This is a genomic window from Lentzea sp. DG1S-22 (assembly GCF_036321065.1).
Lineage (GTDB): Bacteria > Actinomycetota > Actinomycetes > Mycobacteriales > Pseudonocardiaceae > Lentzea > Lentzea jiangxiensis.
The window spans coordinates 4,432,072-4,442,500 of sequence record NZ_CP143276.1; the positions used below are offsets into that span (position 1 = coordinate 4,432,072).

Annotated in this window: 10 protein-coding genes and 2 rRNA genes (1 of these 12 cut by a window edge); 3 read left to right on the forward strand and 9 right to left on the reverse strand. The window is 66.7% G+C overall.

The features are described 5' to 3' along the window. Positions 1–3: 3 nt before the first annotated feature. Both V1227_RS20210 and V1227_RS20215 read right to left on the reverse strand, forming a co-directional pair. A complete protein-coding gene (locus V1227_RS20210) occupies positions 4–1,050 on the reverse strand; it encodes a nitronate monooxygenase (protein WP_329787167.1) in 1,047 nt (348 codons plus the stop codon). Positions 1,051–1,178: 128 nt separating this feature from the next. Beyond that, positions 1,179–2,648, reverse strand: a complete 1,470-nt coding sequence (locus tag V1227_RS20215) for a chitinase (protein WP_329787168.1) — start codon at positions 2,646–2,648, stop codon at positions 1,179–1,181. Positions 2,649–2,745: 97 nt separating this feature from the next. Here V1227_RS20215 and V1227_RS20220 point away from each other — a divergent pair, with 97 nt between their 5' ends. Next, on the forward strand, positions 2,746–3,177 hold the full coding sequence (locus V1227_RS20220) for an HD domain-containing protein (RefSeq protein ID WP_329787169.1): 432 nt from the start codon (positions 2,746–2,748) through the stop codon (positions 3,175–3,177). Positions 3,178–3,250: 73 nt separating this feature from the next. Next, positions 3,251–3,478, forward strand: coding sequence for a hypothetical protein (locus tag V1227_RS20225; protein ID WP_329787170.1), 228 nt, complete (start codon positions 3,251–3,253; stop codon positions 3,476–3,478). A gap of 56 nt (positions 3,479–3,534) precedes the next feature. Here V1227_RS20225 and V1227_RS20230 read toward each other — a convergent pair whose 3' ends face one another. From V1227_RS20230 to lepA, 3 genes are all read right to left on the reverse strand, one after another. Continuing rightward, positions 3,535–4,146: a class I SAM-dependent methyltransferase gene (locus V1227_RS20230; RefSeq protein ID WP_329787171.1), complete on the reverse strand. Its 612-nt coding sequence runs from the start codon at positions 4,144–4,146 to the stop codon at positions 3,535–3,537. Positions 4,147–4,214: 68 nt separating this feature from the next. Next, entirely contained in the window at positions 4,215–5,039 is an 825-nt protein-coding gene (locus V1227_RS20235) for a DUF72 domain-containing protein (RefSeq protein WP_329794067.1), read from the reverse strand. A gap of 32 nt (positions 5,040–5,071) precedes the next feature. Beyond that, positions 5,072–6,907, reverse strand: coding sequence for a translation elongation factor 4 (gene lepA / locus V1227_RS20240; protein ID WP_236223744.1), 1,836 nt, complete (start codon positions 6,905–6,907; stop codon positions 5,072–5,074). Positions 6,908–6,996: 89 nt separating this feature from the next. Between lepA and V1227_RS20245 the strand changes: the two genes are divergently transcribed. After that, positions 6,997–7,419 (forward strand): type II toxin-antitoxin system PemK/MazF family toxin, encoded by a 423-nt coding sequence (locus V1227_RS20245; protein WP_329794068.1) that lies wholly within the window; start codon positions 6,997–6,999, stop codon positions 7,417–7,419. Here the strand turns inward: V1227_RS20245 and V1227_RS20250 are convergent. From V1227_RS20250 to V1227_RS20265, 4 genes are all read right to left on the reverse strand, one after another. Continuing rightward, positions 7,404–7,580: a DUF397 domain-containing protein gene (locus tag V1227_RS20250; protein ID WP_329787172.1), complete on the reverse strand. Its 177-nt coding sequence runs from the start codon at positions 7,578–7,580 to the stop codon at positions 7,404–7,406. The two genes, V1227_RS20245 and V1227_RS20250, sit on opposite strands and share 16 nt — an antisense overlap. Then, positions 7,555–8,400 (reverse strand): helix-turn-helix domain-containing protein, encoded by an 846-nt coding sequence (locus V1227_RS20255; protein WP_329787173.1) that lies wholly within the window; start codon positions 8,398–8,400, stop codon positions 7,555–7,557. The genes V1227_RS20250 and V1227_RS20255 overlap by 26 nt, the downstream gene beginning before the upstream one ends. A gap of 268 nt (positions 8,401–8,668) precedes the next feature. Continuing rightward, a 5S ribosomal RNA gene (rrf, locus tag V1227_RS20260) occupies positions 8,669–8,785 on the reverse strand. Positions 8,786–8,879: 94 nt separating this feature from the next. Further along, positions 8,880–10,429 (reverse strand): 23S ribosomal RNA (locus V1227_RS20265) (it continues 1,535 nt past the right edge of the window).

A 10,429-nucleotide genomic window follows, 5' to 3' on the forward strand; every position in this document is an offset into this window, starting at 1 on the left:
TTCTTAGCCGCGTCCGAAGCGCTCTGCCAGCACGGTGATCGCTTCGGTCAGCTCGGCGGCGATCCGCGCGACGACCTCCGCGGCCGGGGCGCTCGGTGCGAGCGGGTAGGTGGTGCCCGCCCACAGCGACATGACCTCCACCTCGCCGGTGGCGCGCACCGGCTTCGTGAGGTGGTGCACGTTCGGGTACGCCGCGGGCGCGTGCGGGCCTTGTTCGACCAGGAACCGGTTGACGAGACCGCGGGCGGGCCGTCCGCTGAACGCCCGCGTGAGCGCGGTGCGCCTGCTTCCCTCGGCGAGCGCTTCCCGTTGCGCGGCAGCGGTTCCCGCCTCCGGGCAGCCGAGGAACGCGGTGCCGAGCTGCGCCGCGACCGCTCCCGCGGCCAGCACGGCGGCGACGTCGGCGCCGGTGACGAGGCCGCCGGTCGCGATGACGGGCAGGTCGACGGCGCTCTTGACGAGCCGGATGGCCGCGAGGGTGCCGTAGAGCTCACCACCGCCGGGCGAGATGCCGTCGTCGGTGAACGTGCCGCGGTGGCCGCCCGCGTCCGAACCCTGCACGCACACGACGTCCGCGCCGACGTGCTGCGCCTGCCGCGCCTCGCCCGGGGTGGTGACCGTCACGACGACGGTCGAGCCGGCCGCCTTGAGCCGCCGCACGTCGTCGGCCTCGGGCAGGCCGAAGGTGAACGACACCACCGGCACCCGCAGGGCCAGCACGAGTTCGAGCTTCGCCGCGTAGTTGTCGTCGTCCCAGCGCGGTTCACCGGGTGTCGCGCCGATCTTGTCCGCGTAGGCCGTGACGCGTCGCACGTAGGAGGAGATGTCGGCCGTCGGCCGCGTGCCGGGCACGAACAGGTTGACCCCGAACGGCTTGGCGGTGAGCTCGGCGGTGCGGGTGATCCTCTCCGCGAGCTGCTCGACGGTGATGTACCCGGCCGCGAGGAACCCGAGGCCGCCCGCCTCGTTCACCGCGGCGACCAGCTCGGGGGTGGAGGGGCCACCCGCCATCGGCGCGGCGATCACGGGCACGGCCAGCGTGGGGAACATGAGCACAACCTAGTTGGACGCGACGGGGGACGCCCGGCGGAACGCCTGTGTCGTTGCCGACGCCCAGCCGTTCCGGCGGGTGCCGGCGCCGCGTCCACTGTGGACGCGGCGCCGGCGGTGTCCATCATCTAGGGCAGGGAGTCCAGATGAGGGGCGACCGTGTTCGCGAACTGCCAGTTGTTCGAGGCGTCCCAGTTGATCGACCACGTCATGGCGCCGCGGATCGACGGCCAGGTCGTGCTCGGCTTGAACGTCCCGCAGTTCGTGCCGCGGGCGAGGCAGCTGAGCGCGTTGTTGACGTTCGCCGGCGGCTGGTAGCCGCCACCGGCACCGGACGGCGACGCGGGCAGGCCGAGACCGACCTGGTCGGCGCGCAGGCCGGACTGCAGCTGGATGCACGCGAGCGCGGTCAGGAAGTTGACCGTGCCCTGGCTGTGGACCTGCTGGTCGCAGCCGAGCATCGAGCCGGAGTTGTAGTACTGCATGTTGACGATCGTCAGGATGTCCTTGGTGGCCAGCGCCAGCTTGAAGTACTCGGCGTTGACGTTCTGCATGTCGATCGTCTGCGGCGCCATGGTGATGACCTTGCCGCCACCGGCGTGGATGTCGCGCAGCGCCTGACCCATGTACTGGGCGTTGACGCCGTTCTCCAGGTCGATGTCGACGCCGTCGAAGCCGTACGTGGAGATCAGGCCCTTGACGCTGTTGGCGAAGTTCGTCGCCGCCGTCGAGTTGCCGACGCTGATCGTGCCCTTCTCACCACCGACGGAGATGATCACCTTCTGGCCGCGGCCCTGCAGGGTCTTCACGTCGGCGCGGAACTGCGCGTCGGTGTAGCCGCCGAGCTGGCTGCTCAGCCCCGGGTCGAGGTTGAACGCGACCTGCCCCTGCACCGCCGTGGCGTCGGCGAACGAGACCGCGACGATGTCGTAGGTGGTGGGCACGTCCGACAGCCTGAGAGCGCGCGCACCGTTGTAGAAGTTCTGCCAGTAGCCCGTCAGGACGTGCTTGGGCAGGCCGGTGTTCGGCGGGTTGCTCGTCGTGGTGGTGGTCGTGGTCGTGGTCGTCGTCGTAGTGGTGGTGGTCGACGTCGTGGTGCTCGTGGGCGGGGTGCCGGGGCCGTCGAGGGTGACGTCGTCGGCGTAGTAGGCGGGCTGGCCGTACCAGCCGTGCAGGTAGATCGTGACGCTGCCGGCACTGCCGGAGTTGAAGTCGAGGCTCAGCTGGCTGAAGCCGCTCGAGCCGGGCGTCCAGGTGTTCTTCTCGACGCCACCGGTGACGCCGAGGTAGACGTAGCTGCCCTGCACCCACGCGGACAGCTTGTAGGCCGTGTTCGGTTGCACCGTCACGGTCTGCTGGCACCGTGCGTTGCTCTGGCCCGCGGGTGCGCCCTGCAGCGCGTACGAACCGGTGCGCTTGGTGCTGCTGGTGGCGCTCGTGCCCTCGGTGCAGGTCCAACCGCTCAGGTTGCCGGCCTCGAAGCCGCTGTTGGCCGCGAGGTTGGCGGCGGCGGCACTGCCGTTGATCACCAGCACCAGACCGGCGCACGACACCAGCGCGGCGAGCAGCGCTACAGCCGCTCGTCTGGTCTTGGACATGGTCCACCTCCACACATCATGCGGCGGCCATGTAGTGAGTGGACTAAAAATGGACTAGACCACTGCGCCAGGTCAAGCCCTGGATTAGCTTTGTGCCGTGTTCACCCTCGAAGACGCCGTCGCGATCGCCACCTCCGCCCACGAGGGGCAGGTCGACAAGTCGGGCCGGCCGTACATCGGACACCCGCTGCGGGTCATGGCGTCGGTGTCCGGCGAGCACGAGCAGATGGCCGCCGTGCTGCACGACGTCATCGAGGACACCCCGGTGACGGCCGACGACCTCCTCGCGCGCGGCTGTCCTCCCGCCGTCGTCGACGCGGTGGTCGCCCTGTCGCACCTCGACGGCGAACCTCAGGAGGACTACCTGCGGCGCGTGGCGGCGAACCCGCTGGCACTCAGCGTGAAGCGCGCCGACATCGGAGACAACCTCTCCCCCGCGCGCATCGCCCGCCTGGACGAGGAGACGCAAGAGCGGCTGAAGGCCAAGTACGCACGAGCGCTGAGGTTGCTCGACGAGTGCGTGAGCTAACTCGCTTCTATATCGGTACAGATGTCGTGAGCAGGGTGTATTATCGAAACGTAACCAAGATTGGAAGGACGAGATGACCCGCCACGACCTGTCCGTGAAGTCCCTGCGCTCGAGCCTGGCCTCCCGCCGCGCGGCTCGCGTCAAGCGCCAGAGCCTGGAGCGGCAGTTGGCCAGCTACACCACCGAGAGTGACCGACTGGAGTTGGACGCCATTCTTTCCCGCCACACCGCGGAGGAGACCGGCGAGCTCCGTTCGATCATCAACCGCCAGGCGATGGACCGCCTCCTGCGTTCCGCCTGACGAACTGGAATCCTTGGGCCACCCCGGCAACGATGCCGAGGGTGGCCTTCGCGTTTCTAGAACAACCGCTTGAGGGTGAGGACGTTGTCCTTGCGCATCTCCTCCTGGCCCTCCGGCCCGACGAGCGGCCGTTCCACCACCTCGTCGGTGACGATGATCCAGTTGTCCTTGAGCCTGAGGTGGTCGAGCACGTCCTTGGTCGTCGGGAACCGGTAGTCCTGGTGCTCGGACCACGACGGCGCGCCCGCGTGCCCGCCGATGACGAGGTACCCGCCCGGCGCCACCGCCTCCGAGGCCCGCTGGAGGATGCTGTTGCGCTCCCCGTCCTCCTCGACCGGCGAGTGCAGGAACTGAGCGCTCACCAGGTCGTACAACCCCTCGGGGAACGTGACCTTGAGGTCGTGCCGCTCCACCGAGATCTCCACGCCGGCGTCGTAGGCGTGCTTGAGGGCGCGGTCGAGCGCCACCTGCGACACGTCGACGCCCAGCACCCGCCAGCCCCGCTTCGCGAGCCACACGGCGTCACCGCCCTCCGCGCAGCCGAGGTCGAGCGCGCTGCCGGGTGTGAGCCGTTCGGCCTCGCGCACCAGCAACGGGTTGGGGTTGCCGGACCAGACCTGGTCCCGCTCCGAGTAGAAGGACTCCCAGAACTCCTGCGCTGTCGTCATGGTTCCAAGGTGCGCCAGACCGTGCCGAATCGGCAAATTCCGTTGCCGAAACAGCAAAGGCCGGTGGCTCAGAACAAGGTGGCGGGCTCGACCGGCTCGGGCTCGGGCAGTGCCTCGAGGCCGGGCACCAGCGCTCGCACCTCGTCGTGGAACCGGCGGGCCAGCGCCGGCGCGTCGTCGTTGTCGGGGGTGTGCAGGAACACCGTGGGCGACCTGCCCTCGCGCAGCCAGCCGGCGACCACCTCGGTCCACGGCCGCCACCCCTCGACCGTGTCCTCGACCGAGTCCCTGCCCAGGTAGCGCACGACCGGCTGGTCGGTCAGCGCCCGCGTTCGCCGCGGCAGCCGCGGTTTCCTGTCCCACGCTTCCCGCTCGGCCTCGCTGGTCGGCGGGCTCTGGAAGAAGACCGTCGTGTCGAACGGCACCCACTCGGCGTCCGCGCCGGCAAGAGCCCCCTCCAGCAGCGACGTCGCCCCGCCGTCGGTGAAGAACAGCGGGTGGCGCACCTCCACGGCACGCCGGAGGCCGGCGGGCAGCCTGCGCAGGAAGCGGCCCAGGGCGTCGACCTCCGCCGGGCCGAACGAGCCGGGCAGCTGGGTCCACAGGACCGCGCGCTCGCCGAGAGGTTCGATCGCGTCCAGGAACGCCCGCATCTCGACCTCGACGCCGGCCAGGCGCCGCTGGTGCGTGACGACCTTGGGCAGCTTGACCACGAACCGGAAGCCGGGGTCGGTCTGCCGCGCCCAGGTCTCGACCGTCTTCCTGGCGGGCGTCGCGTAGAACGTGGTGTTGCCCTCCACGGCGTTGCACCAGCACGCGTAGGCCCGCAGTCGCTCCCCGGCGGGGTGCGACTGCGGCAGGAACCGCCCGAGCCACGCCTTGTGGTTCCACATGGCGCAGCCGACATGGAGACGTGCCACCGCGCCTACTTCTTGCCCTTCGGCTCCTCGGTGGACAGCGCGGCGACGAAGGCCTCCTGCGGCACCTCGACCCGGCCGACCATCTTCATGCGCTTCTTGCCTTCCTTCTGCTTCTCGAGCAGCTTGCGCTTGCGGGTGATGTCACCGCCGTAGCACTTGGCGAGAACGTCCTTGCGGATCGCGCGGATGGTCTCGCGCGCGATCACCCGCGAGCCGATGGCCGCCTGGATCGGCACCTCGAACTGCTGCCTCGGGATCAGCTCGCGCAGCTTGCTGGCCATGCGCGTGCCGTAGCCGTACGCGTGGTCCTTGTGCACGATCGCCGAGAACGCGTCGACGGCCTCGCCCTGCAGCAGGATGTCGACCTTGACCAGGTCCGACTCGGCCTCGCCGGACTCTTCGTAGTCGAGCGACGCGTAGCCGCGGGTGCGCGACTTCAGCGAGTCGAAGAAGTCGAAGATGATCTCGCCGAGCGGCATCGTGTAGCGCAGCTCGACCCGGTCCTCGGACAGGTAGTCCATGCCGCCGAGCTGACCGCGCTTGGCCTGGCAGAGCTCCATGATCGCGCCGATGTAGTCCGACGGCGCGATGATCGTGCACTTGGTGACGGGCTCGTACACCTCGGCGCGCTTGCCCTCGGGCCAGTCGGACGGGTTCGTCACGACGTGCTCGGTGCCGTCTTCCATGATCACGCGGTAGACGACGTTCGGTGCCGTGGAGATGAGGTCGAGGCCGTACTCGCGCTCCAGGCGGTCGCGGGTGATCTCGAGGTGCAGCAGGCCGAGGAAGCCGCAGCGGAAACCGAAGCCGAGAGCCGCGGACGTCTCCGGTTCGAACGTCAGCGCGGCGTCGTTGAGCTGCAGCTTCTCCAGCGCCTCGCGCAGCTCCGGGTAGTCGGAGCCGTCGACCGGGTACAGGCCCGAGTAGACCATCGGCCGGGGCTCGCGGTAGCCGGCGAGCGGCTCCGTGGCGCCCTTGCGCTCCGACGTCACCGTGTCGCCGACCTTCGACTGGCGCACGTCCTTCACGCCGGTGATCAGGTAGCCGACCTCGCCGACGCCGAGGCCGCGGGACGGCTTGGGCTCGGGCGAGACGATGCCGACCTCGAGGATCTCGTGGGTCGCGCCGGTCGACATCATCTTGATGCGCTCGCGCGGCGTGATCTTGCCGTCCACGACGCGGATGTAGGTGACGACGCCGCGGTAGGTGTCGTAGACAGAGTCGAAGATCATCGCGCGGGCCGGCGCGTCGGCCTCGCCGACCGGCGGCGGGACCAGCTTCACGACCTCGTCGAGCAGCGCCTCGACGCCGAGACCGGTCTTCGCGGAGACCCGCAGCACGTCGTCCGGCTCGCAGCCGACGATGTGCGCGATCTCCTTCGCGTACTTGTCGGGGTCCGCGGCGGGCAGGTCGATCTTGTTCAGCACCGGGATGATGGTGAGGTCGTTCTCCATCGCCAGGTACAGGTTCGCGAGCGTCTGCGCCTCGATCCCCTGCGCGGCGTCGACCAGCAGGATCGCGCCCTCGCAGGCCTCCAGCGCGCGCGAGACCTCGTAGGTGAAGTCGACGTGGCCAGGCGTGTCGATCATGTGCAGGACGTGGTCCTGCCCGTTGACCTGCCACGGCAGGCGCACGTTCTGCGCCTTGATGGTGATGCCGCGCTCCCGTTCGATGTCCATGCGGTCGAGGTACTGGGCGCGCATCGCCCGCGCTTCGACCACGCCGGTGAGCTGCAGCATGCGGTCGGCCAGCGTGGACTTGCCGTGGTCGATGTGCGCGATGATGCAGAAGTTCCGGATCAGCTCCGGTGGCGTGAAGGTCGTGTCGGCGAACGTGGTCAAGGCGGTCCTCAGCAGGAAATCGGACGGGTGTCCCCTTATGGTCCCATAGTGTCCTGGGTGCCCTGCACCACTAGGGTGCGTTCGTGCTGATGAACGGTGAGGACCCCCGCCCGGCCAGGGGCGCGGTCCGTGAGATCTTCGACGCCGCCGACGCCGCGAAGCTCGAGTACGAGCCCTCGTCGGACGGCGACGCCGACCCCGGCGAGGTCGTCTGGGCCTGGGTCCCCTTCGAGGAAGACGCCTCCCGGGGCAAGGACCGCCCGCTGCTCGTGGTGGGCCGCGCGAACGGCGACCTGATCGCGCTCATGCTCTCGTCGAAGGAGCCGCGCGACGACTTCGTGGAACTGGGCGGCGGCGCCTGGGACCGCGAGGGCCGGCCCTCCTACCTGCGCCTGGACCGCGTCTTCGCCCTCGACTCGGACGCCGACATCCGGCGTGAGGGCGCCGTGCTCGCACCCGCCGCGTTCGGCCAGGTCGTGGACGCCCTACGCACCCGTCACGGCTGGCGCTGAACGAACGCACGCCACGCGGGCGCGCTGAACGTCAGCGTGCCCGCGTCCGCGTTCTTGGAGTCCCGCACCAGCACGTCATGGGCGAACGACACCTCGACACAGTTGCTGTCCTCGGTGGCGCCGCTGTAGCTGCTCTTACGCCAGACGCATTCCCTGAGCATCGAAATCTCCTCGCGGTCGGCCGACGTACTCCGCCAGCTTGCTCCGCGATTGTTCCGCATCCAAGGCGACCTGCTCCAGGTGGTTGAAGAGCAACCGAGTGCGCGCAATGGCTCCCGTGTCTTGCACGAACACCTTGGCAACATCCGTGTCACTGAACGCCACCGGCGACGCCTTCTCGTACTCCCACAGCACAAGGCCGGTCGAGGGCACCATGACGTGGGCGGGTACGACCCTGATGACGTCCGCCTCGAACAGCAACCGGGCGTACTGCTCCTCCATCACCCGCTCGCCGCCGACCCGCTGCCGCAACGCGAGCTCGTGGACGAAGAACAGGCATTCCGGCCGGTCGTGCCGTCGCAGGATCGACTGGCGGTCGACCCGGAACTGGACGACCGTCGGGATCCGCTCCTCCGCGATGAACCCACCGAGCCGGTAGAGGGCGTCGGCGTATTCAGGCACCTGCACGAGGCCAGGCACCGCGAGCGGGTCGTAGCTGATGATTTTCTTCGCGGTCGCCTCGGCGAAGGCCAGGGTCCGCAGGTTGCCGGACACCTGCACGATGTACTCGTCGAAGGCGTTCCTGTACCGACGCCGGAAGTCCTCGAAAAAGTCGATGTCCTTGCCGCACATGGTCAGGAGCTGCACGAGGTCGATCTCGCTCGCCCGCGCCTTGCCCCGTTCGATGTTGGACACCTTGCTCGGATCCCACCCGAGCCGGATGGCCATCGCACGGCCACCCAAATCGGTGCAGGTCTCCCGCAGCCGTCGCAGTTCGTCGCCGAGCTCCCGGCTGTACGCAGTGGACGTGATCACAGTCATAGGCCGAAGCTAAGGTTTGAAGGGGCTCCAAAGAAGAAGCTCATTCGGGTGAAAACAAAACGTCCTATGAAGCCGTGTGGCATCCACGGTCACCTGGCACGCCGGGTCGATTTCGGCCGGCACGGTCTTCCACGGCGTTCTGCCTCAACGATGCTGTAAAGCGCGTACGGACCCATCTGCGCGCTCGTGGGCATTGTTCGCCGACCTGTCGAACACGAAAAAGCCCTGCGGGGAGCGCTTGTGGCGCTCAACCCGCAGGGCAAATTAAGTTCGGCGGCGACCTACTCTCCCACACCGTAACCAGTGCAGTACCATCGGCGCAGAAGGGCTTAACTACCGGGTTCGGAATGGGACCGGGTGTTTCCCCAACGCTATAACCACCGAAACACTATGGAAATATACAACCAGCACCCCGAAGCCGGGGGCTCGATCGGTTCTGGTTGTTCTTCCAGAACCGCACAGTGGATGCGTAGCGTCTTCGTAACAAGTCCTCGGCCTATTAGTACCAGTCAGCTCCAACCGTTACCGGTCTTCCACCTCTGGCCTATCAACCCAGTGGTCTAGCTGGGGGCCTTAACCCACGAAGGGTGGGATACCTCATCTTGGAACGAGCTTCCCGCTTAGATGCCTTCAGCGGTTATCCCTTCCGAACGTAGCCAACCAGCAATGCTCTTGGCAGAACAACTGGCACACCAGCGGTCCGTCCGTCCCGGTCCTCTCGTACTAGGGACAGCCTTCCTCAAGTATCCTACGCGCGCGGCGGATAGGGACCGAACTGTCTCACGACGTTCTAAACCCAGCTCGCGTACCGCTTTAATGGGCGAACAGCCCAACCCTTGGGACCTACTCCAGCCCCAGGATGCGACGAGCCGACATCGAGGTGCCAAACCATCCCGTCGATATGGACTCTTGGGGAAGATCAGCCTGTTATCCCCGGGGTACCTTTTATCCGTTGAGCGACCACGCTTCCACAAGCCATGGCCGGATCACTAGTTCCGACTTTCGTCCCTGCTCGACCCGTCAGTCTCACAGTCAAGCTCCCTTGTGCACTTGCACTCGACACCTGATTGCCAACCAGGCTGAGGGAACCTTTGAGCGCCTCCGTTACTCTTTGGGAGGCAACCGCCCCAGTTAAACTACCCACCAGGCACTGTCCCTGATCCGGATCACGGACCGAGGTTAGACATCCAATACGACCAGAGTGGTATTTCAACGATGACTCCACACTGACTGGCGTCAGCGCTTCACAGTCTCCCACCTATCCTACACAAGCCGAATCGAACACCAATACCAAGCTATAGTAAAGGTCCCGGGGTCTTTCCGTCCTGCCGCGCGTAACGAGCATCTTTACTCGTAATGCAATTTCGCCGGGCCTGCGGTTGAGACAGTCGAGAAGTCGTTACGCCATTCGTGCAGGTCGGAACTTACCCGACAAGGAATTTCGCTACCTTAGGATGGTTATAGTTACCACCGCCGTTTACTGGCGCTTAAGTTCTCAGCTTCGCCACAAAGTGACTAACCGGTCCCCTTAACGTTCCAGCACCGGGCAGGCGTCAGTCCATATACATCGTCTTGCGACTTCGCATGGACCTGTGTTTTTAGTAAACAGTCGCTTCTCGCTGGTCTCTGCGGCCGTCTCGCCCTAGCCCGCAAGAGGCTTCAAGCGCTACGGCCCCCCTTCTCCCGAAGTTACGGGGGCATTTTGCCGAGTTCCTTAACCACAGTTCGCCCGATCGCCTCGGTATTCTCTACCTGACCACCTGTGTCGGTTTGGGGTACGGGCCGCGTGAAAGCTCGCTAGAGGCTTTTCTCGGCAGCATGGGATCACTCTACTTCGCCTCAATCGGCTACGCATCACGTCTCAGGATATATGCCTGGCGGATTTGCCTACCAGACTCCCTACACGCTTGCACCAGTACTACCACTCACTGGCGGAGCTACCCTCCTGCGTCACCCCATCGCTTGACTACTACAAGTTCAGGTCCCGCGCTCCACAACCCGGCTAGTCCCGAAGGACATCGCCGAGCGC